At 74.8% G+C, this 26,442-nt stretch carries 21 protein-coding genes, 1 other RNA gene and 3 pseudogenes; 13 read left to right on the top strand and 12 right to left on the bottom strand.

What is annotated here, in order from left to right; translation table 11 throughout:
• Positions 1-668: 668 nt before the first annotated feature.
• Together ABZ920_RS25995 and ABZ920_RS25990 are read right to left on the bottom strand one after the other, a co-directional pair.
• A complete protein-coding gene (locus tag ABZ920_RS25995; RefSeq protein ID WP_361509595.1) occupies positions 669-1,772 on the bottom strand; it encodes a serine hydrolase domain-containing protein in 1,104 nt (367 codons plus the stop codon).
• 23 nt (positions 1,773-1,795) lie between these two features.
• On the bottom strand, positions 1,796-3,157 hold the full coding sequence (locus tag ABZ920_RS25990; RefSeq protein WP_361509592.1) for a multidrug effflux MFS transporter: 1,362 nt from the start codon (positions 3,155-3,157) through the stop codon (positions 1,796-1,798).
• An 86-nt stretch (positions 3,158-3,243) separates the two neighbouring features.
• On the opposite strand from ABZ920_RS25990, the gene ABZ920_RS25985 reads away from it, so the two are divergent.
• The 3 genes from ABZ920_RS25985 to ABZ920_RS25975 all read left to right on the top strand — a co-directional run bounded on the left by ABZ920_RS25985 (position 3,244) and on the right by ABZ920_RS25975 (position 5,468).
• Positions 3,244-4,317, top strand: coding sequence for a Gfo/Idh/MocA family oxidoreductase (locus ABZ920_RS25985; protein WP_361509589.1), 1,074 nt, complete (start codon positions 3,244-3,246; stop codon positions 4,315-4,317).
• Between the two features lie 187 nt (positions 4,318-4,504).
• Positions 4,505-5,050 carry a DoxX family membrane protein gene (locus ABZ920_RS25980; RefSeq protein ID WP_361509587.1) on the top strand — a complete coding sequence of 182 codons (546 nt, stop codon included), beginning with the start codon at positions 4,505-4,507 and terminating at the stop codon, positions 5,048-5,050.
• 67 nt (positions 5,051-5,117) lie between these two features.
• Positions 5,118-5,468 (top strand): MazG-like family protein, encoded by a 351-nt coding sequence (locus ABZ920_RS25975; protein WP_361509584.1) that lies wholly within the window; start codon positions 5,118-5,120, stop codon positions 5,466-5,468.
• Positions 5,469-5,617: 149 nt separating this feature from the next.
• Here the strand turns inward: ABZ920_RS25975 and ABZ920_RS25970 are convergent, their stop codons facing one another.
• On the bottom strand, positions 5,618-5,833 hold the full coding sequence (locus ABZ920_RS25970) for a hypothetical protein (RefSeq protein WP_361509581.1): 216 nt from the start codon (positions 5,831-5,833) through the stop codon (positions 5,618-5,620).
• Positions 5,834-6,335: 502 nt separating this feature from the next.
• On the opposite strand from ABZ920_RS25970, the gene ABZ920_RS25965 reads away from it, so the two are divergent.
• The gene (locus ABZ920_RS25965; RefSeq protein WP_361509579.1) at positions 6,336-6,587 is read left to right on the top strand and encodes a hypothetical protein; all 252 of its coding nucleotides are present in this window, start codon (positions 6,336-6,338) and stop codon (positions 6,585-6,587) included.
• 15 nt (positions 6,588-6,602) lie between these two features.
• Here the strand turns inward: ABZ920_RS25965 and ABZ920_RS25960 are convergent, their stop codons facing one another.
• From ABZ920_RS25960 to ABZ920_RS25940, 5 genes and pseudogenes are all read right to left on the bottom strand, one after another.
• Positions 6,603-8,615 (bottom strand): erythromycin esterase family protein, encoded by a 2,013-nt coding sequence (locus ABZ920_RS25960; RefSeq protein ID WP_361509576.1) that lies wholly within the window; start codon positions 8,613-8,615, stop codon positions 6,603-6,605.
• A gap of 374 nt (positions 8,616-8,989) precedes the next feature.
• Positions 8,990-9,392, bottom strand: an RNA gene (rnpB, locus tag ABZ920_RS25955) — RNase P RNA component class A.
• 67 nt (positions 9,393-9,459) lie between these two features.
• Positions 9,460-10,287: pseudogene (locus ABZ920_RS25950) on the bottom strand (DMT family transporter); the annotation flags it as partial.
• Between the two features lie 19 nt (positions 10,288-10,306).
• Positions 10,307-11,140, bottom strand: a complete 834-nt coding sequence (locus tag ABZ920_RS25945; RefSeq protein ID WP_361509573.1) for an AraC family transcriptional regulator — start codon at positions 11,138-11,140, stop codon at positions 10,307-10,309.
• Positions 11,141-11,167: 27 nt separating this feature from the next.
• Positions 11,168-11,737, bottom strand: coding sequence for a Uma2 family endonuclease (locus ABZ920_RS25940; protein ID WP_361509709.1), 570 nt, complete (start codon positions 11,735-11,737; stop codon positions 11,168-11,170).
• A 171-nt stretch (positions 11,738-11,908) separates the two neighbouring features.
• Here ABZ920_RS25940 and ABZ920_RS25935 point away from each other — a divergent pair.
• From ABZ920_RS25935 to eda, 4 genes and pseudogenes are all read left to right on the top strand, one after another.
• A pseudogene (locus tag ABZ920_RS25935) lies at positions 11,909-12,280 on the top strand (MerR family transcriptional regulator); the annotation flags it as partial.
• A gap of 35 nt (positions 12,281-12,315) precedes the next feature.
• Positions 12,316-12,456, top strand: a complete 141-nt coding sequence (locus ABZ920_RS25930; RefSeq protein ID WP_361509570.1) for a hypothetical protein — start codon at positions 12,316-12,318, stop codon at positions 12,454-12,456.
• 325 nt (positions 12,457-12,781) lie between these two features.
• Positions 12,782-13,582, top strand: coding sequence for a peroxide stress protein YaaA (yaaA, locus tag ABZ920_RS25925; protein ID WP_361509568.1), 801 nt, complete (start codon positions 12,782-12,784; stop codon positions 13,580-13,582).
• 82 nt (positions 13,583-13,664) lie between these two features.
• Entirely contained in the window at positions 13,665-14,327 is a 663-nt protein-coding gene (gene eda / locus ABZ920_RS25920; protein WP_361509565.1) for a bifunctional 4-hydroxy-2-oxoglutarate aldolase/2-dehydro-3-deoxy-phosphogluconate aldolase, read from the top strand.
• Positions 14,328-14,574: 247 nt separating this feature from the next.
• Here eda and ABZ920_RS25915 read toward each other — a convergent pair whose 3' ends face one another.
• Genes ABZ920_RS25915 through ABZ920_RS25905 form a run of 3 tightly spaced genes read right to left on the bottom strand, consistent with a single transcriptional unit; the run spans position 14,575 to position 17,689 of the window.
• Positions 14,575-16,056: a bifunctional RNase H/acid phosphatase gene (locus ABZ920_RS25915; RefSeq protein ID WP_361509562.1), complete on the bottom strand. Its 1,482-nt coding sequence runs from the start codon at positions 16,054-16,056 to the stop codon at positions 14,575-14,577.
• Between the two features lie 20 nt (positions 16,057-16,076).
• Entirely contained in the window at positions 16,077-16,820 is a 744-nt protein-coding gene (locus ABZ920_RS25910; RefSeq protein ID WP_361509706.1) for a C4-type zinc ribbon domain-containing protein, read from the bottom strand.
• Positions 16,817-17,689, bottom strand: coding sequence for a Nif3-like dinuclear metal center hexameric protein (locus ABZ920_RS25905; protein ID WP_361509559.1), 873 nt, complete (start codon positions 17,687-17,689; stop codon positions 16,817-16,819). Before ABZ920_RS25905 ends, ABZ920_RS25910 begins: the two co-directional genes overlap by 4 nt.
• Positions 17,690-17,965: 276 nt before the next feature.
• Between ABZ920_RS25905 and ABZ920_RS25900 the strand changes: the two are divergent.
• A pseudogene (locus ABZ920_RS25900) lies at positions 17,966-19,015 on the top strand (hypothetical protein); the annotation flags it as partial.
• 1,020 nt (positions 19,016-20,035) lie between these two features.
• Positions 20,036-20,203, top strand: coding sequence for a hypothetical protein (locus ABZ920_RS25895; RefSeq protein ID WP_361509556.1), 168 nt, complete (start codon positions 20,036-20,038; stop codon positions 20,201-20,203).
• 145 nt (positions 20,204-20,348) lie between these two features.
• Here the strand turns inward: ABZ920_RS25895 and ABZ920_RS25890 are convergent, their stop codons facing one another.
• Positions 20,349-21,233, bottom strand: a complete 885-nt coding sequence (locus ABZ920_RS25890; protein WP_361509553.1) for a MaoC/PaaZ C-terminal domain-containing protein — start codon at positions 21,231-21,233, stop codon at positions 20,349-20,351.
• Between the two features lie 480 nt (positions 21,234-21,713).
• Between ABZ920_RS25890 and ABZ920_RS25885 the strand changes: the two genes are divergently transcribed.
• The 3 genes from ABZ920_RS25885 to ABZ920_RS25875 all read left to right on the top strand — a co-directional run bounded on the left by ABZ920_RS25885 (position 21,714) and on the right by ABZ920_RS25875 (position 26,013).
• Positions 21,714-23,108 carry a histidine kinase gene (locus ABZ920_RS25885; RefSeq protein ID WP_361509550.1) on the top strand — a complete coding sequence of 465 codons (1,395 nt, stop codon included), beginning with the start codon at positions 21,714-21,716 and terminating at the stop codon, positions 23,106-23,108.
• A 5-nt stretch (positions 23,109-23,113) separates the two neighbouring features.
• Positions 23,114-23,746, top strand: coding sequence for a response regulator transcription factor (locus ABZ920_RS25880; protein WP_361509703.1), 633 nt, complete (start codon positions 23,114-23,116; stop codon positions 23,744-23,746).
• Positions 23,747-24,273: 527 nt separating this feature from the next.
• Complete coding sequence (locus ABZ920_RS25875; RefSeq protein ID WP_361509547.1) at positions 24,274-26,013, top strand: MFS transporter; 1,740 nt, start codon at positions 24,274-24,276, stop codon at positions 26,011-26,013.
• Positions 26,014-26,442: the final 429 nt, after the last annotated feature.

Here is a 26,442-nt window from a genome sequence, read left to right as displayed (position 1 = left end):
CTGGGACCTCGGCCGAGAGGGTACACCTCGTCGGAGCAACGCCGTCAGCTCGAGGAAGGCCGTACGACCCCGTCCCGCCGCTCACGTGCGCGTCCACCTCGGGGAGCCCTCGGAAACCTCACAGCGGGAAGTCCGGCCGGCCCGCGACCTCCGCCCCGAAGAGGCTGCCCACCGTACGGCTCGGCCGAACGGCGAACGTGCCGAAGCACAGGGCCGGCGCTCCCACGCGCCGCATGCCCCGTTTCCGGCCCGCCACCGTGGCGATCGCACGCCCCCACGCCCCCGCGGCCGTCCACGGACCGGAGGGGACGCGCCGGGGGGGTGCCCGCCCGCAGCGGCCGGCGCGTCAACCCCCGGCACGCCCATCACCCACAGCACCCGCGCCGGCCCGAGGACGGACACCCCCCGGCACGGCCCCGCCCACCCACAACCGCCCACGCCCCGCGCCAGACACCGGGCACCCGCTCGGACGGCGCGCACCCCACAGCACCCGCGGCCGTCCACGGACCGGAGGGGACGCGCCGGGGGGTGCCCGCCCGCAGCGGCCGGCGCGTCAACCCCCGGTACGCCCGTCACCCACAGCACCCGCGCCGGTCCGAGGACGGACACCCCCCGGCACGGCCCCGCCCGCCCACAACCGTCCACGCAACGGCGGCGGAGCGTTCCGCTCAGCTGTCGCGGACGGCTCGCGCCAGTCGGGTCGCCGCGGCGGCCCGCGGCCCGTTGTCCGGGGCGCGCCGGCGGGGATGCACCGTCGTGGCCAGCAGCACCAGGAACGTGTCCGTCGCCGGATCCAGGACCAGGGACGTGCCGGTGAACCCCGTGTGGCCCGCCGCACCCCGCCCCGCCAGCTCCCCCATGAACCACGTCTGGTCCACGGCGAACCCCAGCCCGGGCGGCCTCAGCAGCAGCTCCACGAAGTCGGGACCGAGGATGCGGGCCGGCCCGTAGGCGCCCCCGGCGAGCAGCGCGCGGCAGAAGACGGCGAGGTCCGGCGCCGTCGAGAACAGCCCCGCGTGCCCGGCCACACCGCCCAGCGCCCACGCGTTCTCGTCGTGGACCTCTCCGCGCAGCATCCCCCGGTCCGCCTTGGCCCACGGCCGCCGCTGGTCCTCCGTCGCCGCGGCGCCCGGGCACGGGCCGAACCGGGTCGCGGTCATGCCCAGCGGGCGGGTGATGCCGTCGTGCACGAGCGCGTCGAGGCGGCGGCCGGTGATGCGCTCCAGGACGTGCTGCAGCAGCAGGAAGTTGAGGTCGGAGTAGGTGTACGTGCCGGGCACGCCCACCGGCGGCTCGGCCCGCAGCAGCGCCAGCCGCGCCGCGTCGTCGGGGCAGTCGTACAGCGGCAGCTCGGGACGCAGCCCGGAGGTGTGGGTGAGCAGCTGCCGTACGGTGATGCCGTGCTCGGCGGCCGCGCGGAACTCCGGCAGGTACGCGCCGACGCGCGCGTCGATGCCGAGCGTGCCCCGCTCGATCTGCTGCACGGCGGCGACCGCCGTGAACAGCTTGGTCAAGGACGCCAAGTCGAACGGCGTGCCGACGCTCATCGGCACCCGAGCCCTGGGCGGCAGCTCGACGTCGCGGCCGGTCTCCGGGTCGTGGCCCGCGTACCGGACGGCCCAGCCCGCCGCCTCGCTGACGGCGATCACCGGGCCGCGCCCGGCGACCACGACGGCGCCCGCCGCCCAGGGCCGCTCCCCGTCGACGAGGTCGTGGACCGCGTGGACGAGCTGCCGCAGCTCGCCGGCGTCGAGCCCGGCCCGCTCGGGCACGTCCCCGCGGAGTCTCGGTGCGCTCAGCTCTCCGCTCCCCGGCTCTCGGTCTCGCCGGGCGAGGGTGTGCCCCCGCCCGCTGTGGTCCGGCGTGTGGTCCAGGGCCGGCACAGTGCCACGAAGCACGTCAGTGCCACCAGTGCCGCGGCCAGTTGGACGACGGCCATCGGGACGGCGGTGTGCTCCCCGGCGATGCCGACGAGCGGGGAGGCGACCGCGCCGATCAGGAACTGGGTCGTGCCGAGCAGGGCGGACGCCGAGCCGGCGGCGTGCCGGGTGCGCATCAGGGCGAGGGCCTGGGTGTTCGGCAGGGTGACGCCCATCGCGGACATCAGCACGAACAGCGCGGCGGCGACGGGTGCGAGTCCGACCGTGCCGAGGACGCCGGTGGCCATCAGCAGCAGAACCGCCGCGGCGAGGACGACCACGGTGAGACCGGCGGTCAGTACCCGGTCCAGGCGCACCCGCCCGACCAGCACCTTGCCATTGATCTGGCCGACGACGACCAGCCCGACCGAGTTGAGCCCGAACAGCAGGCTGAACGTCTGCGGGGAGGCGCCGTAGATCTCCTGGATGACGAACGGCGAGGCGGAGATGTAGGCGAACAGCGCGGCGAAGGCGAAGCCGCCCGCGAGCAGGTAGCCGGTGAAGGCGCGGTCGGCGAGCAGCCGGCGCATCGAGCCGAGGGCCTCCCCCACGCCGCCGCTGTGGCGTTCGGCGGCGGGCAGGGTCTCCGGGAGCCTGGCCCAGACGATGCCGCCCAGCAGCACACCGACGGCCGTGAGAACGAGGAAGACGCCCCGCCAGTCCGTCACCCGCAGGATCTGCCCGCCGATCAGCGGCGCCACGATCGGTGCCACGCCGGAGATCAGCATGAGGGTCGAGAAGAAGCGGGCCATGGCCACGCCGTCGTAGAGGTCGCGGACGACGGCCCGCGCGATGACGATGCCGGCGGCGCCCGCGAGCCCCTGCGCCAGCCGGAAGGCGACGAGGAGTTCGACGGTGGGCGCGAAGGCGCACAGGGCGGTGGCGACGACGTAGACGGCGAGCCCGGTCAGCAGTGGCCGCCGGCGGCCCCACCGGTCGCTCATCGGCCCGACGACCAGCTGGCCGAGGGCCATGCCGGCCAGGCAGGCGGTGAGGGTGAGCTGGACGGTCGCGGCGGGCGCGTGCAGGGACCGGGTGACCTCGGGGAGGGAGGGGAGGTACATGTCCATGGCCAGCGGCGGCGTGGCGGTCAGCCCGCCGAGGACCAGGGTGACCAGGAGCCCCACACGCCGCGCCGCCGACCCCGGCGGCCCGGAGACCCCCGTGCCCGGTACGGCCCTCTGCGCCGGTACGGCCACCTCCGGCGCACGCGGTGTCGATGCCCCACCCTCGGACATGTGTCCCTCCCTCTCCGAGCAGTCCGCACCTATGCTCTCAGCTCGTACGGATTGCCGACGATCACGTGAGCGAGGGCGGGGCCGGGATGACGGAGCAGAAGGTGCGCTGGGGGATCCTGGCGACCGGTGGGATCGCGGCGGCCTTCACCGCGGACCTGGTGGACCTGCCGGACGCGGAGGTCGTGGCGGTGGCCTCGCGCCGGCCGGAGCCGGCGACGGCGTTCGCGGAGCGGTTCGGCATTCCCCGCGCGTACGGCAGCTGGGAGCAGCTGGCGCGGGACGGCGACATCGACGTCGTGTACGTCGCCACCCCGCACTCGGCCCACCGGGCCGCCGCGGGCCTGTGCCTGGAGGCCGGGCGGCACGTGCTGTGCGAGAAGCCCTTCACGCTCAACCTGCGGGAGGCGGAGGAGCTGGCCGGGCTGGCGCGGCGGCACGGGCGCTTCCTGATGGAGGCCATGTGGATGTACTGCAACCCGCTGGTACGGCGGCTGAAGGCGCTCGTGGACGACGGCGCGATCGGCGAGGTGCGCACCGTTCAGGCCGACTTCGGCCTCGAGGGGCCGTTCCCGCCGGCGCACCGGCTGCGGAACCCGGCGCTGGGCGGCGGGGCGCTGCTCGACCTCGGCGTGTACCCGGTGTCGTTCGCGCAGTTGCTGCTCGGCGAGCCGTCGGACGTGACCGGGCGGGCCGTGCTCTCCCCGGAGGGCGTCGACCTCCAGACGGGCGCGCTGCTCTCCTGGGACAGCGGCGCTCTGGCGTCGCTGCACTGCTCCATCACGGGCGGCACGGGCACCACGGCGTCGGTGACCGGTTCCAAGGGACGCATCGACGTCCCGGCGGGCTTCTTCCACCCGGAACGCTTCGTGCTGCACCGCGACGGCCGGGACCCGGAGGAGTTCGCCGCCGACCCGGCCGACGGACCGCGCACCAGCCTGCGGCACGAGGCGCTGGAGGTGATGCGGGCCCTGCGCGCGGGTGAGACGGAGTCGCCGCTCGTGCCGCTGGACGGCACCCTCGCGGTGATGCGGACGCTGGACGCGCTACGGGAGCGGATCGGGGTGCGGTATCCGGGAGACGCCGGGCAGACCGCGGCGGCCGTGGCCGCGACGGTCCCGGGACCGGACGCCGGGGGGACGCCGGAGCCGGCGCTGACCTGAGCGCCGGCGCGGCCGTCGCCCGCCCGTTCCGGGCCGCTCGCGGTCCGCGTCGTGGTCACCGTCGGCGTCGCACCCCGCCCGGGGCCGCGCCACCCGGACGGCCTCGCGGGCGGGCCGCCGCGTGTGAGCGGTGCGACGGTGGAAACGCGGAGGGGACGTTGTTCCTGCTGTCTGCCTGGGAGTCACCGTGACCTGTTACGACCGACGCGACATCGGCCTGCTGCTGCTCCGCCTGGGCACCGGAGGGGTGCTGGCGGCGCACGGCGCCCAGAAGCTGTTCGGCTGGTTCGGCGGGGGCGGCATCGAGGGGACCGGCCAGTTCATGGAGTCCATCGGCTACCGGCCCGGGAAGGCGAGCGCGACCGCGGCGGGCCTGGCGGAGACCGGCGGCGGGCTGCTGCTCGCGCTGGGCCTGGCGACCCCGGCGGCGGGTGCGGCGGCAGCCGGCGCGATGGCGGGCGCGGCGGCGGTGCACGCGCCCAACGGCTTCTTCGCCCAGGCCGGGGGTTACGAGTACGCGGCCTCCCTGGGCCTGACGTCGGCCGGTCTCGCGGTCACGGGCCCGGGCCGGCTCTCCGTGGACCACGCCCTGGGCCACGCGCTCGACCGGGGCTGGATGGTCCCGGCGGCGTTCGGGGCGGTGGCCGCGGCGACGGCCCTGGTCGTGGGCAGGCGGATCCGCCACCTGAGGAGGACCGAGCAGGGCGAGCAGGAGGCCCTGTTCGAGGAGTAGGGGCCCGGGAGACCGTCCGAGGAGAAAGAGCGCTGTCGGAGGGGAACGGGCCTGGCACGCTGGGGTCATGAGCGATCAGGACCTGCCCGAAGCGGCACCCGGGGACGTGTGGACCTCCATCGACGCCCTGTGGGCATGGCTGGAGACCTCCCGGCCGCACAGCGGCCAGGAAGGCCTGCTGCTGCGCATGCTGAAGCTGTCGGAGGAGGTCGGCGAAGCCGCCCAGGCGGTGATCGGCGCCACCGGCCAGAACCCGCGCAAGGGCGCCAGCCACACCTGGGAGGACGTGCAGGCGGAGCTGTGCGACGTGGTGATCACGGCCCTGGTGGCGCTGCGGACCCTGACCCCGGACACCCGCGAGGTCTTCACCCGGCACCTGGCCCGTGTCACCGGCCGTTGTGGCTCAGCCGGACAGTGACCTTCCGCGTCCGCCAGTCGTCGGGTGACCCTGCGGGTCGGTGACCTGGGTGAGCCTGATGTTCCCCTGCGTCGCGTCGTTGGTGAGGTCGAACGTCGGTAACGGCGAGGTTGCCGGCGCCGTCGACCACGCGGGCCCGTAAGCGCCGCTCACGGCACGTCCTCTTCGTCTTCTTCCTCGGTGAAGGGGCGCACCGCCTCCAGCAGGGTCCTCAACGCACCGGTGAGCGCCCCGACCTCGGCGACGCGCTGGGCGGACGGGTCCTGCGGGAACTGCCGCTCCGCCTGCTCGGAGGCGTGCGCCAGGATCTGCTCGGCGGCCTGAGCCGCAGCGCGCAGGGCGGCACGTTCGGTCTTGCCGGGCATGTGATCTCCCCTGGATTCGGCCGCCGGGCACAGGATTCAGGATCCCCGGCACGCCTCGACGTCGCCATCAGCCGACGGTGCCGGTAACGCACGGGTTGCACGAGCGGTACGGAAGTGGCGCGGGACAACAACTGAGGAGGAAGCAGGTCTTCCACAAGCGTAGGTAGGGGACGTGCTGGACGCACTGCAGGACGTCGGCTTCCCCGCGGGCACAGAGGACCTGGTCCAGGCCGCCGAGAACGCCGGAACGGCCGAGGAAGTGGTCAGGGCGCCCCCGGACGAGCACGGCAACGGGGAGCAGGCCGGCCAGGTCGGGGAGCAGTGCGGCCATCCTCGTCCGCCCCCGGGTGACGGACCGCCCGGGGACGGATGCCTCGCGCTCAGACGCCGTGCGCGTCCCGGACACCGCGTCCGTCGATGCGCCCCAGCAGGTCGAGGGGGTCGGTGTCCACCCGGAACGCCCAACGGGCGCGATCGCGGATCCCCGGCATATAGTCCCCGTATGTCCGTTTTCATCAAGCTCGTAGAGGTCGGGGATCCCGACGGTTACACCAACCGCACCATCTGGGACGTCTCCTACGAAGATGTGGCGAACGAACTCAGCTACGCCTACGACCTGCACCCCAGCGGAGCTCTGAGGGTGGTCCGGGTGCCGGTCGGACTGCCTGCGGCAGTGGAGTCCGTGTTCGGTGCCGGAGTCTGGTTCCGGGTGCAGGGCCTCTGGCACGGGGAGGGCGGCTCCGGTGCCTCGTGAGGACGGCGGCAGCCGTCATACGGCGAACGGGTAGGTCTCGGGGACCTCGCCTCCCTGCCACTCGGCCGTGCGCTCCAGGGGTTCGACCGCCCGGGTCTCGTCGATGTGGATGACGCCGTCGAACTGGTCGGAGATGCGCGCGCGGAAGTAGTGGCTCTGCCGTTCGGTCTCCGGCCGGTAGATGACGCCGATCGCCCGCTCGAGGCGCGCCTTGCGCAGCGCGTCGGCGGCCAGGGGCGTCCGGTTGAACGGAAGCAGGAACTCCTCCTCGCCGACCTGGTGGAACGTGTCCTCGACGCTGTCGACGAGTGCCGGGCGCACCGCCTTGCGCACGACCGGCCCTCCCCAGTCGTCCGCGGCTGTCACCGTGCCGGTGTAGGTGGTGAAGCCCAGCAGGCAGCAGTCATCAGGGTGCGCCTGCCGCACCAACTGGCCGACGTTGAGCTCGCCGCGGAGCGCGGCTTCCGTGCCCCGGGCGTCCCCGAGGTGGGAGTTGTGCTCCCACACGACGATCCTGGCCGGGCTGCTCCGCTGGTGGCTGAGATGCTCGGCGAGCGCCTCGAGGGTCTCGGCCATATGGCGGTCACGCAGATTCCAGGACGACACCTGCCCGCCGAACATCGTCCGGTAGTACTCGGCCGCGTTCTTGACCGTGCGCGCGTTCTGTTCGGCGTAGAACTGCTCGTCCTCGGCGAGCAGTCCGTCCCGTCGTGCGTATTGCACCGCATGGCGCTCCAGCTCGACGAGTTGGTCCACGACCTGCCGCTCGCAGGTCTCACCCGCTCCGAAGGCGGCCTCGAACCCCCAGGCCTGCGCATCGCCGTCGGTGTCGTAGTGATCGAAGCAGGCGTAGCGCTCGCGGGCCCGCTTCGCCGCCTCCGGATCGACGCGGTCCAGGTAGCTGATGACTTCCTCGATCGAGCGGTACAGGCTGTACAGGTCGAGACCGTAGAAGCCCGCTTTCGCGCGCTCGCCGCCGGAGACCCGGTCGTTGCGTTCCCGCAGCCATCCCACGAAGTCCAGCACCGCGGTGTTCCGCCACATCCAGGTGGGGAACCGCCGAAAGCCGCGCAGTGACTCCTCGGCCGTGACATCGTCGCTGACGTCCCGGACGTAGCGGTTGACCCGGTAGGCGTCGGGCCAGTCGGCCTCGGCCGCGACCGCGCAGAAGCCCTTCTCCTCGATCAGCCGCTGCGTCATGCGGGCGCGCGCCTGGTAGAAGTCGTGCGTGCCGTGTGAGGCCTCGCCGATCAGCACGAAGTGCGCGTCGCCCACCAGGTCGAACAGTGCCTCGTCGCTGGGCACGCCGTTCTCGACAGGGAACGCCTCGGCACTGATGAGAGCGACCTCGCTCACCTCCTCCTCGGCCGGCTCCGCGGGCCTGTCCGCCGCCCGGCGCAGCAGCTTCCGCACGTCCTCGTCCGTGATCTGGTGGAAGTCCCAGTAGGACGCGGCGACGGCGAAGAACGGCGACGGGGTGGTGGCGCACACCAAGTCGTCGGCCATGTCGGCCAGCTCGCGGCAGGTCGACTCGGCGGCGGCGGGCACCGCGACGACGATCCGCGCCGGCCGGTGGCGGCGCAGGGCCTGGAGCGCGGCGCGCATGCCGGCCCCGGTGGCAAGGCCGTCGTCGGCCAGGATCACCGTGCAGCCCTCCAGTTCGGGCGCGGGCCGCCCCTCCCGGTAGGTGTCCTCCTGGCGCAGCAGCTCCCGGGCCTCCCGCTCGACCGCGCTGCGCAGCGTGCCCGGCAGGATGCCCAGGCCGCGGACGACGTCCTCGTTGAGCACCACCACTCCGCCGTCCGCGATGGCTCCCATCGCCACGTCCTCCTGACCGGGCACGCCGATCTTGCGGACCGGGAAGACATCGAGTGGGGCACCCACGGCCGCGGCGACCTCGTACGCCACCGGAACGCCGCCGGGCGGCAGGCCCAGCACGATCACATCGGGATCGCCGCGGTAGCGTTCCAGGAGCTTGGCGAGGACCCGGCCGGCATCTGCGCGATCACTGAACAGGCGGTTCGACATCGGCAAATCCTCGCGGTGTGCGGTGCGTGATGAGGCCGGATCCCGGTGCGCGGCTCCCGTGATCACGGCTGATCACGGCTGATCACGGCTGATCACGGCGAGGGATGCACGGCTTTCGTCGTCATCTGTCGAGGTCATGCCCGCGTGCCCGGCAGGTCGCACGAACCGGCCTCAGTCGATGGGAGAGGTTCGACCTTTCGCTGTTTCACAAACAGCGGCTCGCGTACAGCGATTCTGTGCCCATCGTACGTCCGGCGCCGCACACCGGGCCGGTCACGCAGCACCCGTCGTGGCCGGATGCGGGACGCACCGGTCACCAACCGGTCACCGGCCCCGGTCAGAGGCCCTTGCCCAGGCAACGCGGCAGGTGGCGGCAGACGAGTCGGGCTGTACGCCGGGTTCTGTCCCGGCGGGCCCTCGCGGGCCCGCCGGCGACGGCCATCCATCTAGGACCGGCGTTGCCGCCGGCCTCGTGCGGTCTACCCGCGGACTCGGGCGGGCAGCCCTCCAACGTCCGCGCAGAAGCACCGGAGTGCTTCCTTTTGACCTTGCTCCGGGTGGGGTTTACCTAGCTGCCCAGGTCACCCTGGGCACTGGTGGTCTCTTACACCACCGTTTCACCCTTACCGAGGACCGTGGGTCCCCGGCGGTCTGTTTTCTGTGGCACTGTCCCGCGGGTCACCCCGGGTGGCCGTTAGCCACCACCCTGCCCTGTGGAGCCCGGACGTTCCTCGGGGAGTCCTGTGAGGGACTCCACGCGGCCGTCCGCCCGGCTCGTCTGCCGTGCCGACCATGGTACCCGCCGGGGGGCGGTCTTCCGTTCCCTCGCGTTGGCCAGGACCGACCCGGTGAGGATCAGGACGAAGGCGGCCAGGACCGTGGCGGTCAGGGCCTCGTCCAGGAAGAGCGCGCCGGCCGCCACCGCGATCGCCGGATTGACGTAGGTGATCACGGAGGCGCGGACCGGGCCGGCTTCCTTGATCAGTTCCAGGAAGGCGACGAAGGCCACGGCCGTGCAGACGACTCCGAGGGCGGCCAGGGCGGCGAGGGTCTCGGGCGTGGGCAGGTCCGCCGGGCGGGTCGCGGCCGCCGCGGGGGCGTAGACGAGGGCGGCCAGGGCCAGGCAGGGCGTGATCAGGTGCAGCGTCGGGACGTCCTTGAGGTGGCGGTCGGCGATCAGCGGGGCCGTCGCGTAACCGACGACCGTGACCAGGACCTCCGCGAGGGAGAGGGCGTCACCGCCGGTCAGGTGCGGGACGGTGAGGACGCCCACGCCGCCGAGTCCGAGGGCGAGGCCCGTGATCCGGCGGGCGCCCAGCGACTCAGCCCTGCCGAAGGAGCGGGACAGCAGGACGCCGACGATCGGTACGCCCGCGATCAGCAGGCCGGCCGTGGAGCTGGAGAGGTGACGTTCGGCGTCGGTCAGGGTGTACCAGGGGCCGACGATCTCGATGACCGCGAACGCCAGCATCGGCTTCCAGTGCGTCCGCAGGTTCCGGGCGAGACCGGCTCGGCGCAGGGCGAAGGGAAGCAGGAGGAGCGCGCCGACGGCGCAGCGGGTGAACACCACCGCCGACGGGGACACCTCGTCCACCGCTACTTTGATCATGAGATAGGGGATGCCCCAGACCACTCCCATCAGGGAGAACAGGAACCAGCCGCGTGCAGTCATGCGGTGAGTGTCGACCGGCTCAGCGTGCGGCGTCTTGAACGCTGTTGCGGTACACCGCGGGGCTCACCCCCAGCACGCGGCGGAACCAGCGGGTGAGGTGCGCCTGGTCGGCGAAGCCGACGAGGGCGGCCGCTTCCGCCGGCCGCAGTCCGGCGTCCAGGAGGGCGCGGGCTCGGGTCACCCGGTACTGGGCGAGCCACGCGTACGGCGGCACGCCCATCGTCTTACGGAACGCGCGGAGCAGCTGGTAGCGGGAGAGGCCGAGGTCGGCGGCCAGGTCGGCCAGGGAGGGCGGGGCGAGGAGTTCGTCGGCGAGGCGGTCGCGGACGGCGAGGGCGACGACTCCGGCGCCGGGGACGGTGTCGTCGCCGGCGCGGGAGGTGGAGTGGCGGCGGGCGAGGGCGGCGAGCAGCCAGGGCAGGCGCGACTCCGCCTCCAGCGGGTCGGGGTGGGCGCTGAGGTCGGTGTGCGTGCGGCGCAGGGCGGCGGCCAGTTCCGGGTCGTGCAGGACGGGTTCGGGGAAGTGCGGGAGACCGGTGGCCGCGGTGCCGTCGGCGAGGAGGGCGGGGGTGGCGTAGAGGGCGCGGTACGCGTAGCCCTCGGGGGCGGCGGGGCCGCCTGTGTGCATCTCGCCCGGTTCCAGGACGACGATCGAGCCGGGGCCGGACACGATGCGTGCGCCGCGGTAGGCGATGACCTCGAGGCCGCCCACGGTGACTCCGACCGTGTACTCGTCGTGCGCGTGGGGAGCGTACTCGTGCCGGTCGAAGCGGGCGGTGAGCAGGTCCAGCGCGGGGCCGCACCGCCCCAGTCGCGCCCTGGTCCAGCGGGCCTGCTCCCGTACGCTCCTCACCTCGCCCCACCCCCGGCTCCCAGGGGATCAGAGGAAGTCGGCGGTGTCCAGGTCGAAGGCGAAGGGCTCGGGCAGGGCGATGGGCTTGCCCAGGGGGCGGGTGCGGCGCTCCCGGTACTCGTCCTGCTCCGGGTCGCCGAACAGTGTGATCGAGGAGGTTTCGCGGTCGACGAGGAGGTACAGGGGGATGCCACCGCGGGCGTAGCAGCGCCGCTTGGCCTCGCGGTCCGCCTGCGGCTTGGTGGAGGTGACCTCCACGACCATGGCGACGCCGTCGCACGGCATCCAGGGGCCGGCTCCCCGGTAGAGACGCAGCGCCGTGGGCGCGAAGGTGCCGTCCGGAATGACGTGGTTCTTCGGGCAGGCTCCGCCGCTCCTCAGCTTCAGGCCTTTGTTCCCGGAGAAGTCCATGTCGGTGCGGGAACGCCTGATCACCTGCTTCATGATCAGATTGATGTAGTCCTCGTGGTCCCCGTCCGGCGGCGGCGTCACGACGATCTCCCCTTCGATCAGCTCCGCCCGGAAACCCTCCGGGGTGTCCAGGGCGAGGAACCCCTCCAGCAGGACGTCCGCCTGCGAGATCGGCTCATGGGCCATGGCGGTCACGTCACGCCCCTCCTTCGGTCGCTCGCCAGACTGGGCCATCGGATGATCACCTGTCCGTGGGATCGGGAACCGTTCCCTCGATCGTGGCACAGAAGGCGCCCGCGGTCGGGCGGCACGACGCTCGCTTGACCCTGTCGCGGCGTCAACGTTTCTACTGAGGCCATGCGGATCGGAGAACTCGCCGCGGCCGTCGGTGTCACCACCCGGGCGGTGCGGCACTACCACCACCTGGGACTGCTGCCGGAGCCGGAGCGGCTGGGCAACGGGTACCGGGACTACACCCTGCGGCACGCCGTCGTGCTCGCCCGGATCAGGCGGCTGACCGAGCTGGGGCTGGGGCTCGCCGAGGTGCGGGACGTGCTCGCGGACGAGGCCGGCAAGGACCTCGCCGAGGTGCTGACGGAGCTGGACGAGGACCTGGCGCGGCAGGAGGAGGCGATCCGCGAGCGGCGGGCGCGGCTGCGGGCGTTGCTGGAGTCGGAGGGCAGGACGGTCGCCGAGGGCCCGGTCTCACCGGAGCTGGCCGCGCTCTTCCGCGCCACCGTCTCGCCGTCGGCTCGCAGACGACCGTGACGGTGGAGCTGACCGGGCCGGTCACGCATCTGTCCTTCTTCGGGCACCCCCGTGAGGTGCGCGTGGTCCGTTTCCACGCCGAAGACGCCGACGGGCTCGTCCGTGCCCTGGTCACCGCGGGACAGGGACCGCTGTAGCCCCTCGCTCCGGTGACATCGTCTCACCGCTGCCGGGCGACCGAAGGGGCACGGCACGTGTTGTCGGGCAGGGACGGACAGAGCGGGCGGACGCCGCGCGAGAGGTACCGGCGGCCTCGCCGCGCGCCGGCAGTGCACGGGCGTGCACCCCACGCACCCGGCTGCGCCGCGCGCTCACCTTCCTGACCCGGCTGCACGGTCCTGTCCTGGAGCCGGCGGTCACTTCACGGGCACGGGCTTCGGCCCGCCCTGCTCCACGGCACCGAGCCGGACGGTGCTGACCCACGCCGTACCCTGACAGGCGAGCTCTACCGAAGGAGTACGTGTGCTTGTCCTGCTGCCGCCGTCCGAAGGCAAGGCCGCTTCCGGCCGCGGTGCCGCGCTGGAGCTGGAGTCGCTGTCGCTGCCCGGGCTGACGGCCGCCAGGCAGGCCGTCCTCGGCGAGCTGGTGGACCTGTGCGCCGGCGACGAGGACAAGGCGCGCGAGGTGCTCGGGCTGAGTGAGGGGCTGCGCGGCGAGGTCGCCAAGAACGCGGGGCTGCACACCGCGGGGACGCGGCCCGCCGGGGAGATCTACACCGGCGTGCTGTACGACGCCCTGGGCCTGGCCTCCCTCGACGCGGCCGCCAGGAGGCGCGCCGTGCGTTCCCTGCTGGTCTTCTCGGGGCTGTGGGGCGCGGTCCGGGTGACCGACCGGATCCCCTCCTACCGGTGTTCGATGGGCGTGAAGCTGCCCGGGCTCGGTGCGCTGGGGGCGTACTGGCGCACCCCCATGGCCTCGGTGCTGCCGGAGGCCGCGGGCGACGGCCTGGTGCTGGACCTGCGGTCCTCCGCGTACGCGACCGCGTGGCGGCCGAAGGGCGAGCTCGCGTCCCGGACGGCGACCGTGCGGGTGCTGCACGCACAGGTCGTGGACGGCGTGGAGAAGCGATCGGTGGTCAGCCACTTCAACAAGGCGACGAAGGGGCGGATCGTGCGCGCCCTGCTGACCGAGGGTGCGGCTCCCGCGGATCCCGCCGAGCTGGTGGAGGCGCTGCGCGACCTCGGCCACGTGGTGGAGGCGGAACCGCCCGCGAAGGCGGGCCGGCCGTGGGCGCTCGACGTGGTGGTGACCGAGATCCACTGACGCCGTCGGTCCGCGCCAGCCTGTCGTTGCAGCACGCGCAACGATCTTTGCGCGTGGCGCACCCCCTCGGCACGATGAGGCCATGACCTCACCGCCGCCGTCCTGCCCGCCCGCCCCGGTCCGCTCCGTCCTGGAGCTCGCACCCGTCGTTCCGGTCGTCGTCCTCGACGACGCCGCCGACGCCGTGCCGCTGGCGCGCGCCCTGGTGGCCGGCGGATTGCCCGCCGTCGAGGTCACCCTGCGGACGCCCGCCGCGCTGGACGCCGTCCGGGCGATCGCCGGTGCGGTGCCGGACGCGGTGGTCGGCGCGGGTACCGTCCTCGACCCGGCGCAGGTGACGGCGTGCGGGGACGCCGGGGCGCGGTTCCTGGTGAGCCCCGGCTGGACCGACCGGCTGCTGGCGGCGATGCGGGCGTCCGGGTTGCCGTTCCTGCCGGGGGTGTCGACCGCCTCGGAGGTCATGGCGCTGCTGGAGCGGGGCGTGTCCGAGATGAAGTTCTTCCCCGCCCGGGCGGCGGGCGGTACCGCCTGTCTGAGGTCGCTGGCCGGGCCGCTGCCCCGCGCCCGTTTCTGCCCGACCGGGGGCATCGGCCCGGCGGACGCCCCGGAGTACCTGGCCCTGCCCAACGTCGGCTGCGTGGGCGGAACGTGGATGGTTCCGCCGGACGCCGTCGCCGCCGGCGACTGGGGCCGGATCGAGTCCCTCGCACGGGAGGCGGCGGCGCTCGGGCAGCGCCCCGCCTGACCGGACGTCAGGCAGGGCACGGCCCCGCGCCGGCCGGGGCGGTCACCTCAGGGCACGCGACGTCCCGGCGTCCCGGCGTCCCGCATATCGCCCGACGGCACGCGGCGCCCCGGCGTCCCGCATACGCCTGACGGCACGCGGCGTCCCGGCGTCCCGCATACGCCTGACGGCACGCGGCGCCACGGGTCCCCCCGCCTGACGGCACGCCGCGCCCCGTCTCGCGGCGAGCGCCGCGGCGTCCCGTCCCTCACCTGAGGTGCGACGTGTCGTTGAGCAGCCGGACGCTGGCGTTGCCGTCGCTGTAGTACGCCACCGCCGACAGCGAGGCCGCCGACAGCTCCATGCGGAACAGCGACTCCGGCGGCGCGCCGAGGGCGAGGCGGACGAACGTCTTGATGGGCGTGACGTGGGTGACGATCAGCACCGTGCGGCCCGCGTGGGCCGCGACCAGTTTGTCGCGGGTGGCGGCGATCCGGGCGCCGGTGGCCGCGAAGCTCTCGCCGCCTCCGGTCGGTTCGGCGTCGGGGGAGGCCAGCCAGGCGGTGAGGTCGTCCGGGTACCGCTCGCTCACCTCGCCGAAGGTGAGCCCCTCCCAGGCACCGAAGTCGGTCTCGCGCAGGCCGTCGTCGACCGTGACGTCGAGCCCGAGGCGGGCGGCGACGATGTCCGCGGTCTCGCGGGCGCGGGCGAGCGGGGACGAGACGACGGCCTGGATCGTGCCGCGTCGCGCGAGCGCCGCCGCGACCCGCTGGGCCTGCTCGCGGCCCACGGCGGAGAGGGACGGGTCGGTGCCGCCGCTGCCGGAGAACCGCTTCTGCGGGGTCAGCGGGGTCTCACCGTGCCGCAGGAGGACGAAGGTGGCGGGCGCCCCGAGGTCCGCGGGGGCCCAGCCGGGCGTGGCGACCACGCGCGCCGCCCGCGCGTCGGCCCCGGCGCCCGTGTCCTCGCCCGGCGTGGCAGCCGGTGCGGATGCGGCAGCATCGGCCGACGGGACGGCACCGGAGGACGCGGCCGTGCCCGGAGGACGACCGGTACCGGAGGACGCGGCCGTGCCCGGACGACGGCCGGCACCGGCAGGCTCATCGGTCCCGGCCCCGGCCCCGGCCCCGACACGATCCCCGGCACCGACGCCCGCACCGGCGGGCGCCTCCGGGTCCCCTCCGGTGGCACGCGCGACGCCCCCGGAGCCGGGTTCCGCGCTCCGGCCGGCGCCCGCTCCCGGCGGGGAAGCGGAAGCCGGGGAAAGAGCATCCGCCCCCGACGCGGCCCCGTCCGGGCCCGCCGGCGCGGTCGCGTCCTGCGGGGGCGACCACCGTTCGCCGCGCCCGCCCGCGTCCATCGCCTCGTTGGCCAGGCGGTCCGCCCGCTTGTTCCGCTCGCGCGGGATCCACTCGTACGTCACCCGCCCGGGCGGGAACACCCGGGCCGCCTCGGCCGCGAGCGGCTTGAGGTCGGGGTGCTTGATCTTCCAGCGGCCCGTCATCTGCTCGACGACCAGCTTGGAGTCCATGCGGACGTGGACCGCGGCCGCCGGGTCCAGCGCGTGCGCGGCGCGCAGGCCGGCCAGCAGGCCCCGGTACTCGGCCACGTTGTTGGTCGCGACGCCCAGGTACTCCGCGGCCTCGGCGAGGGTCTCCCCCGTCGCCGCGTCGGTGACGACCGCCCCGTAGCCGGCGGGCCCCGGGTTGCCCCGCGACCCGCCGTCGGCCTCGACGATGAACTCCCGCACGGCGTCCGCCCCTTACTGCCCTACAGGCCGGACTCGGCGGTGCGCACCAGGATGCGGCGGCAGTTCTCGCAGCGCACGACCGTGCCGGGCGCGGCCGAGCGGATCTCGTTGAGCTCGGTGATGGCGAGTTCCTGGCGGCAGCCCTGGCAGGTGCGCTGGAGGAGCTTGGCGGCGCCGATGCCGCCCTGCTGCTCGCGCAGCTTGTCGTAGAGCTTGAGCAGGTCGGCGGGGACGGAGGCGGCGACGACCTCGCGCTCCTTCGTCACCGAGGCGGCCTCGCCGTCGATCTCCTCGAAGGCGGCGTCCCGGCGCCCGGTCGCGTCGTCGATCTTCGCCTGGACGGAGCCGACGCGCTCGGTCAGCTCGGCCACCCGCTCCTGCGCGGACTCGCGGCGCTCCATGACCTCCAGGACGACGTCCTCCAGGTCGCCCTGCCGCTTGGCGAGGGAGGTGATCTCGTGCTGCAGGTTCGCCAGGTCCTTCGGCGAGGTGACCGCGCCCGAGTCGAGGCGCTGCTGGTCGCGGGTGGCGCGCTGGCGCACCTGGTCCACGTCCTGCTCGGCCTTGGTCTGCTCGCGGGAGCAGTCGCTCTCCTCGGTCTGCGCGGCCACCAGGAGGTCGCGCAGCTGCGCGAGGTCCTTGGTCAGCGACTCGATCTCGGCGTGCTCGGGGAGGGACCTCCGCTTGTGCGCGAGCTGCTGCAGGCGGACGTCGAGGGCCTGGACGTCGAGGAGTCGGATCTGGTCGGCGGGCGCGGCGTTCAGTTGGGGGCTCCCAGGGTTTCGGTGGCGGGTTTGGGGGCGGACGCCGCGTGGGCGGTCCAGGGATCGGTGACCGTCGTGGAGACGTGGACGCGTAGGCCCCAGCCGTGCCGGTCGGAGATCTCGTCGAGCTGGGCTGCCGCCAGCTCGCACCAGGGCCACTCGGTGGCCCAGTGCGCCGCGTCGAGCAGCGCGAGGGGGCTGTGGGCGCGGTCGGCCGTGAACTCGGACGCCGGATGGTGGCGCAGGTCCGCGGTGAGGTACGCGTCGGCGCCCGCCGCTCGTACGGCGTCGAAGAGGCTGTCGCCGGAGCCGCCGCTGACGGCGATCCTGCGGACGACGGCGTCCGGGTCGCCCGCGACGCGGATGCCCTGCGCGGTGGCGGGCAGCCGCTCGGCGGCGCGGGCGGCCAGCTCCCGGACGGTCAGCGGGTGGTCCAGTTCGCACACCCGGCCGAGGCCGCGGCGGCCGGCGGGGTCGCCGGGGTCGGCGACCAGGGGGCCGACGACCCTCAGGTCCAGCGCGCCGGCGAGGGCGTCGCTGACGCCGGGGTCGGCCTGGTCGGCGTTGGTGTGGGCGACGTGCAGGGCGATGTCGTTCTTGATGAGCGTGTGCACCACGCGGCCCTTGAAGGTGGAGGCCGCGACCGTGGTCGTCCCGCGCAGGTAGAGCGGGTGGTGGGTGACCAGCAGGTCGGCGCCCAGCTTCACGGCCTCGTCGACGATCTCCTGCACCGGGTCGACGGCGAACAGGACCCGGGTGACGTCCTGGCCGGGGTCGCCCACGACGGTGCCGACCGCGTCCCAGGACTCGGCCCGTTCGGCCGGCCACAGGCTTTCCAGGGCGGCGATGACTTCAGACAGACGGGGCACGAGTGCAAGGCTACCTGGCTGTTTCGCACGGCTGAACCGGTGCCGTCGCGTGGGGCCGGGCGGCGGCCGCGGCGGCCGCCGTGCGCGGGCGGGGCCGCCCCGCGGAAGACGGCAGCTCCCGGCGCGGGAGGGCCCCGGCGGACGGCGGCCAGCACATCCCGCCCCGTTTCCTCAGGCGAATCCCGCTGCTGGCACCCTTATGTGTGAAGCCACCGCCAGCCGCTGCCACGTCTGTGCGTACGAAAACTACCGTTCGTCGCCGGAGGTGACCGAACGATGACGGCCTGTGCGTCTGCCAAGCTTCCGCCCGCGTTCGACCAAGGGGTGGCCCCGCCGCCGACGGCGGGTCACGAGCACGGCGGTGCGTCGCAGTCAGGCTGCGTGATCACCGTGGACGGCGCCTACGCCGCCCGCCTCACGGGCGGGGACGACGCGCTGTACCCGGAGCGCTGGACGCTGGACGGCCCCGAGCCGTACGCGGTGCCACTGCCCGGCGGCCGGCCCGAGGAGCCCGGCACGGAGGTGCAGCCCATGGGCGACGGGCGGGTCCTCATCCGCCGGCTGGTGGCGGGCCGGCACGCCTTCTCCCTGCTGTACCCGACCGGTCCCGGCACCGGTGAGCTGGCGCTCGGCGCGATCGAGTGCCCCGAGGGCACCCGGCTGCGGCTGCTGCCCCCGGTGCCGGGCGGCGGACGGGCGTACGCGCTCGCCGTGGGCGGGCGCTCCACCGCGGTGTGGCGGGTGGCGGGCGGCGGCTTCGGGCCGGAGCTGCTGGCCGAGGTGCCGGGGCGCTGCTCGGGCGGGGCCTGGCTGGACCGGCAGGGCCGGATGCTGGCCCTGGACCGGGAGACCGGCGGGCGGACCAAGGCGGTGGTGGTCGACCTGGAGCGCGGGGGCGAGGTGTCGCTGCTGCTGCAGATCGCCGCCGACAGCGACGACCGGCTGCTCCTGGCGGACCCGGACAGCGGGCTGCTGCTCGTCAGCTCCGACGCGGCGTCGCCCGGGCAGGAACGGTTGGGCTGGGGCGTGCTGGGCAGCACCCTGCCGGTGCGGTTCCCCGCATGCCTGCGGCTGCCCGACTGCGTGGTCACCCCGTTCGCGATCCAGCCGGGGCAGATGCTGACGCCGGAGCAGTGCGGGGTGGCGCTGCGCATCGACGGCGCGCTCGGCAGCTGGGTCGGGGTGTGGCGTCCCGCGGAGCGGCAGGTGTGCCACCTTCCGGCGCCGGAGGGCTGGCTGGCCGGGGCCGGGCTGTGGACGGCGGACGGTGCGCTCCGTCTGCCGTACGCCACGGCGTCGGTGCCGTGCGGGGTGGCGCACTGGGCGGCGCCGCTGCAGGAGGCCGCGCGGCGGGCGCGGGCGGTGGTGCCGGGCGGGGCGAGCGAGGACGCGGACGAGCCGCGGTGGGGATCCGGCGGCGGGGCGAACGCGGCGGTCGGCGAAACGCGCCGGGTGCCGGACGAGGCGAACCAGGCCGCGGACGCGCCGCGGTGGGTGCGGGACGGAGGGAGCCGGGTTTCCGGCGAGGCACGCTGGACGCCGGACCAGGCGGACCACGCGGACCAGGCCACGGGCACGCCGCGGTGGGTGCCGGACGGAGCGGACGTGGCCTGTGACGAGGCGCGCTCGACGCCGGGCGAGGCCCATCGGGACGGGGACGTGCCGCGTTGGGTGCCGGACGGCCCCAACCCGGCCTTCGACGAGGCGGCCCGGCTGCCGGATGAGGTGAAGGAGACGGCGAACGCACCGCGTCGGGTGCCGGACCGGGACCTGGACGCCGGCAGGCCGCCGCGGTGGGTGCCGGACCAGGCCGACGCGGCCTCGGGAGAGGCGCGCTGGGTGCGGAGCGGGCCGGACACGGCGGCGCGGGGACCGCGCCGGGTGCGGGACGGGGCCGGTGCGGCGCTCGAAGGCGCGCGGTGGGTCGAGGTGCGGCGGACCTCGCGGCCGGGCGAGGAGTCCTGGCCGGGCGCGCAGTCGCACGCGACGGGCAGCGGCACCGGTTCGCTGGGTTCGGGCCTGACCCTCTTCCTGGAGGGGGCGCGCTCGGGTGCGTCGCGGGCCGCGTTCGTGCCGCGGCCGTCGGGGCCGCCGGCCCTGCCCCCGGGGCGGGAGGCGCCGTCCTCGCCACCGGCGGACGGTGCGTACGACCTGCCGGAACCGGCGTCGGGGGCGCCCGGCGCGCCGCGCCCCGTCCCCCTGCAGCAGGCGCCGCTGACGAGCCGTACGGCAGGCAGGTAACGAAGTCGTGCCGATGGGCGTGGCCGCCTGGATTTGGCCCGAGGTGTGCCGGTTAGACTCACCCGGCTGTACGAAAGATCATGGTTGACGGGGTGAATTCTGCCGATGAGCGACGCCAGTACGACCCAGCCGTTCGAGGCCGAGGTCCAGGGCTTCCAGGAGGCCCGGGGGCACGGCAAGCACCGTGGCCCGGTCTCCGCCAAGGACGGCGAGGCGGCCCCGCGGGGCCGCCACCGCAAGCCGGCGGCCGAGGAATCCGAAGCGGCTGCCTGACGGTACGTCCGTGACGACGGCCCCGTCCTTCCCAGCGGGAGGGACGGGGCCTTTCCGTGTGCCGTGCTCGTGCGCGGAAGGCCGGACAAGGCGTCACCCGGTGCCGTACCGGGAGGCTCACCGCACGCAGCGGTGCCGGACGGGTTCAGGGAAGTGCGACGACGCCGGTCAGCACGGGGGCGTCCGCTCGCTCGACCGCGGTCGCGGCCACCCGTACCGCGCTCGCGCTCCCCCTCCCGCTCCCGCCTTCGCCCCGCTGCCGCCACATGCGCAGGCGCAGGGTCTCCCCCGGGTACACCACCCCGTCGAAGCGGGCGGCCCAGGAGCGTACGCGGGTCACGTCTTCGTCGAGCTGCGTCTCCACGACGGCCTTGAGCGTCATGCCGTAGGTGCACAGGCCGTGCAGGATGGGCCGCTCGAAGCCGGCACGCCGGGCGAAGGCGGGGTCGGCGTGCAGGGGGTTGGCGTCGCCACTGAGGCGGTACAGGAGAGCCTGGTCCTCGCGGGTCGGCCGTTCGGTGACGGTGTCCGGTGCGCCGGCGGGCGGCTCCGAACGGGTCGAGGGGCCGCGGTCGCCGCCCCAGCCGCCCTCCCCCCGGACGAAGATTTCGGCCTCGGCGGTCCACAGCGGCCCGTCGGCGTCGGCGGCGTCGGTGCGCAGGACGAGGAGAGCCGCGGTGCCCTTGTCGTACACGGCGGTGATGCGGTCGGTGGTGGTCGCGGTGCCCCGCGCGGGAAGGGGGCGGTGCACGGTCAGCGACTGGCCGCCGTGCAGGACGCGGGCGAGGTCGACGTCGACGCCGGGCAGGGACAGTCCGCTGATCACGCCGGGCGGGCCGCCGCCGGCGACGGTGGCGAAGCTCGGCAGGACGTGCAGCCGGTCCTCCAGCGTGTAGCGCAGTTCGCCGGGGCCGGTCGCGGGGACGCCGGCGCCGATGCCCAGGTGGTAGAGCTGGACGTCCTTGCGGTCCCAGGTGATCTCGCCGGTCCTGGGGGCGGCGGAGAGGGCCTGGGCGGCGTCGATGGGCATGTGGCTCCTGATCACGGACGGGGACGGGGAGGGGACGACCGGACACCGCCGGGAACGGCCGGACGCGCCGGGCGGGGGACGTGTTCCGGCCGACCCGGCGAGGGACCAGCCCCGGCGGCCGGGCCCTCCCCCGGCTGCCCGGGCGAGGGCCCGGCCCGCGAGGGACCGTCACGGCCGGGTGCCGATCCCGGCGAGGCGTCGTCACGGCCGGGTGCCGATCCCGGCGAGGCGTCGTCACGGCCGGGTGCCGTTCCCGGCTGCGGCGCCCCGGTGACCGCGGTCGGCGAGCCGTGCGGAGGCGCCGGGGCGGGCTGCCGGCCGTGACAATTGTCCTGCCCGGGACCGTACAAGCGCCTCTGCCTCCCGGGCACCCCGCCCGCGTACCGTCGTGTTCGTGACGACGGCCGGCACCGGCCCGGCCTTCCGCCTCGGTGCCGTGCCGCGGCGGCGTGGGGATGGTCTGAACGGGGGGTCACGGACATGACGTGGTGGCGAAAGGACTCGTGCCGCCGGGACGCCGGGCTGTCGGCGGCCGAGGGACGGGGGCGGGACAGGGAGCGGTTCAGAGCGCGGGTGCGTCAGGCCCGGAAGACCGGGGAGCCGCTGGAGGAGCCGGGACCGCCGCCCAGCGGTTTCACCCTGCTGCCCTGGCTGCTGATGGGCATGGGCGCCTTCTCCAACATATTCCAGGGCAGGACGCCCAATCCGTGGATCGGCATCGCCGGTCTGCTCGTCTTCAACTCGCTCTACATCCACGTGGCGTTCCGCGCCTTCTGCAAGGAGAAGCGCGAGGCGGCCTCGACGCGGTGGGCGCTGGCCCTGATGGCCGCGGTGACGTGCGGGCTGGCGCTCGGGTACGGCGGCTCCTGGCTGCTGTTCTTCCCGCTGCTGGGCCTGGCGGCGGGGGCCACCCTGCGCGGCCGGTGGCTCGGCGGCAGCGGCATCGCGCTGAGCCTGGTCGCGGGCGGCGTCGCCGCTGTCCACGACGGCTGGGACGGCATCAACATCGCCTACGCCACCTTCGTGTCGACGATGGTGACGGCCGCGCTGCTGAGCCTGTCGGAGGCGGTGCGGGAGCTGCGGGCGGCGCGCGAGGAGTTGGCCCGCCGCGCGGTGGAGCGGGAGCGGCTGCGCTTCTCCCGCGACCTGCACGACCTGCTCGGTCACACGCTGTCGGTGATCGTCGTGAAGTCGGAGGCCGCCCGGCGTCTGGCCCACCGGGATCTGGAGGCGGCGCTGACGCAGGTGACGGACATCGAGTCGGTGGGCCGTCAGGCGCTCACGGAGATCCGCGAGGCGGTCACCGGGTACCGCGAGGGCAGCCTGTCCACGGAGCTGGACCGGGCCCGCTCGGCCCTGGCCGCCGCCGGCATCGAGGCGGTCGTCGGCCGGTCGGGCGTTCCGCTGTCGTCGCGGACCGAGGCCCTGCTGGGGTGGGTGGTGCGGGAGGCGGTCACCAACGCAGTCCGGCACAGCGGCGCGACCCGCTGCGAGATCAGCGTCGACGGCACCGCGGAGCGGGTGCGCCTGACGGTCACGGACGACGGGACAGGGGCGGCCCGCCCGCCGGCCGCCGGGGCGACCGAGGCGGCATCGCCGGCCCCCTCGGCCGTCCCCGCCGCGTCCCGCTGGGCCGGCGGTACCGGAGGCACCGGCCTGAAGGGCCTGACCGAGCGCCTCGCCGCGGCGGGCGGCTCACTGCGGGCCGGCCCGTCACCGCGCGGCGGCTTCACGGTCGCCGCCGAGCTGCCCGGGGACGCCGGCCTCGTCCCGGACGGCGCCGGGCGCCCCGGGAGCGGACTCGACACGGACGGGGGACTCCCCACCCCTCGGCGGAACACGGCCATGACCGCGGCGCCTACGGTGAGCCCGTGAACGAGATGCCGCGCGAGCACCGGCCCGCGAGCTCCGTCCGGATCCTGCTCGCCGAGGACCAGGGCATGATGCGCGGCGCCCTGGCCCTGCTGCTCGGCATGGAGGACGACATGGAGGTCGTCGCCCAGGTGGCGGCGGGGGACCGGATCGTGGACGCGGCACTGCTGCACCGCCCCGACGTGGCCCTGCTGGACATCGAACTGCCGGGCCGCAGCGGTCTGGACGCCGCCGCCGACCTGCGCGAGCAGGTGCCCGACTGCCGGGTGCTGATCCTCACCACCTTCGGCCGGCCCGGGTATCTGCGCCGCGCCCTGGAGGCGGGCGCGGCGGGCTTCCTGGTCAAGGACGGGCCGGTGGAGGAGCTGGCCGCCGCGATCCGCCGCGTGCTCACCGGGGAGACGGTGGTGGACCCGGCGCTCGCCGCCGCGGCCCTCAGCGCCGGCCCGAACCCGCTCACCGCCCGTGAGTGCGACGTGCTGAGGGCCTCGGCCGACGGGGCGACCGTCGCCGACGTCGCCGCCGCGCTGCACCTGTCGGAGTCCACGGTCCGCAACTACCTGTCCTCCGCCATCGGCAAGACGGGCACCCGCAACCGGACGGAGGCGGTACGGGAGGCCCGGCACCAGGGGTGGCTCTAGGGGCCGAACCGCTTGGCCCGCACGGACCCCGCCAAGCGGTTCGGCCGGGCCGCCGCCGGGCCGTGGGCGCCCCGCCGTACGGCGCCGGGCACCAGCACCGGACGTGCTGAAGTCCGCCTGTCCCGTACTCGGCCCCCGCGCTGCCCCGCCCCCATGACGCCGGCCGCAGATACCCAACCTCGGGGGCGGCAGCGTGCGGGGCCGGCACGCCGTCCCGGTCGTCGGTCGCGGCACCGCCCTGCCGCAGGGCCCGGCGACCCGGCGGCGGGCGGACGGACCCGCGGTGGGCGCGGGCGCGGGTGCGGGTGCGGGCGGCGGGGTGGGGGTGTGGGCGGTCCTCGCACGGGACACCGCCGGGACCACCGATCTGACGACCTGTCATTTCCTCACGGAACGGTCAAGGATTCGTTAGGACGCCGAAGCAACGGAATAGGTGCCTCGGCGAACGAGGTTGACGCCTGCGGCCGTCCCGTACGGCATCCGCACCTACCGACCTCATTCACCTCACGGCCGGGAGGCCCGACTCCATGACGCTCACGTCGACCGACCAGCCCGCCCGGAGAGCGAACGGGGCCGTCGTGCCCGTGCTCGCCTTCGCGGGCATCGTGGTCGCGGTGATGCAGACCCTGCTCGTCCCGGTCATCAAGGACCTGCCTCAACTGCTGGGCGCCGCGCCCGGCAACGCGACCTGGGTGCTGACCTCCACCCTGCTCTCGGGTGCCGTGGCCACGCCCATCATGGGCCGCCTCGGTGATCTGTACGGCAAGCGCCGGATGCTCGTCGCGAGCCTGACGGTGATGGTGGTGGGCGCCGTCGTCAGCGCCGTCACCAGCCAGCTGCTCACGATGATCGTCGGCCGCACCCTCCAGGGCTTCGCGATGGGCGCGATCCCGCTCGGCATCGGGCTGATGCGGGACATGCTGCCGCGCGAACGGCTCGGCTCGGCGATGGCCCTGATGAGCTCCTCGATCGGCGTCGGCGGCGGTCTGGCGCTGCCCGCGGCGGCCCTGGTCGCCCAGCACGCGGACTGGCACGTCCTCTTCTACGGCGCCGCCGGGCTCGGAGTGCTGTCCATCGCCCTGACCCTCCTCGTCGTCCCCGAGTCGCCGACGCGCGCCCGGGGCTCCTTCGACCTGCCGGGCGCGCTCGGTCTGTCCGCCGGACTGGTGCTCCTGCTGCTGCCGGTCACGAAGGGCAGCGACTGGGGCTGGTCGTCCGGGACCACGCTCGGCCTGTTCGGCGCCGCCGTCGCGGTCCTGCTGCTGTGGGGCCTGCTGGAGCTGCGGGTCAAGGCCCCGCTGGTGGACCTGCGCACCACCGCCCGCCGCGAGGTGCTGCTGACGAACCTCGCCTCGATCATGGTCGGCGTCAGCTTCTACGTCGTGTCGCTGGTCCTGCCGCAGCTGCTCCAGCTGCCCTCCGCCACCGGTTACGGCCTCGGCCAGTCGATGGTCGTCGCCGGGCTGTGCGTGGCCCCGCTGGGCCTGACGATGATGTTCACCGCGCCCGTCTACGCCCGTCTGTCCGCCCGGTACGGGCCGAGGACCACGCTCGTCATCGGGCTGCTGGTGATCGGCGTCGGCTACGGCGGCGGCCTCGGCCTGATGGACGCCGCCTGGCAGACGGTCGTCACCTCGGTGCTGCTGGGCGCCGGCATCGGCCTGGCCTACTCCTCCCTGCCGGCGCTGATCGTCGGCGCGGTCCCGGCCTCGGAGACCGGCGCGGCCAACGGCCTCAACACGCTGATGCGGTCCATCGGCACGTCGGTGTCCAGCGCCGTCATCGGCATGGTGCTCGCAAACACCGCCCACCACGTGAACGGGGCCGCGGTCCCGACCATGCGGGGCTTCCGCGTCTCGTTCCTGATCGCGGCGGCCGCCGTCGCCCTCGGTCTGGTGCTGGCCCTGTGCCTGCCGCGGTCGGTCGTGCCGGCGAAGCCGCAGCTGCGGGCCAGCAGCGAGGAGGACGCCACCCTGGAGCGCGCGCGGGAGGCGCTGCGCGGATTCCACGGCCGTGTCCTGGCCGCCGACGGCGCCCCGGTGGCCCGGGCCAAGGTCACGCTGATCGACCGGCGCGGCCGTCAGGCGGGCTCGACGCTCTCCGGCGCCGACGGCGGTTACGCGCTCGCCGTTCCGGCCGGGGGGCCGTACGTGCTGGCCGCCCGCGCCGCCGGTCACGGGCCGCTCGCCTCGGCGGCCACCCACGACGGTGACGACCGCCCGGTCGAGGTGGACCTGTCCCTGCCGGGCGAGACGGTCACCGCCTGACTCCCCCGCTTCCCCAGGCGCCGTGCCGTCCGCCCGGTGCGGCAGTCCGGCACCCGGCAACCGGTGCCGTGGTCCAGCACTCGCCGCGCGGTGGAGCGGCCCAGCGCCCAACGCGCGCCCGGCGGCCCGGCACCCGGACCGCAGGCCCAGCGCCCGACACCCGGCGCGGCGGTCCAGCACCCGGCGCGGCGGCCCAACGCCCGGTACCCGGCACGGCACCCAGCCCCCGGAGCGAAAGCCCGGCACCCGGCGCGGCGACCCAGTGCTCGACCACCGGCGCGGGGCCCAGCGCCCGGCACCGGCAGGCCGCACCCATGCGCGGCGGCCCGGCACGGCGGCCCGGGGCGCCACCCCGGGGCCCCGCGCCCGGGCGCAAAAAGCACCCCCCCACCCACCCCGCCCCCCCGCGGCCCGGGCGCGGGGGTGGAC

The organism is Streptomyces sp. NPDC046831, assembly GCF_040645305.1.
Classification (GTDB): Bacteria; Actinomycetota; Actinomycetes; order Streptomycetales; family Streptomycetaceae; genus Streptomyces.
Note: the sequence above shows the minus strand (reverse complement) of the source record. Positions and strands in the feature narration are given on the sequence as shown.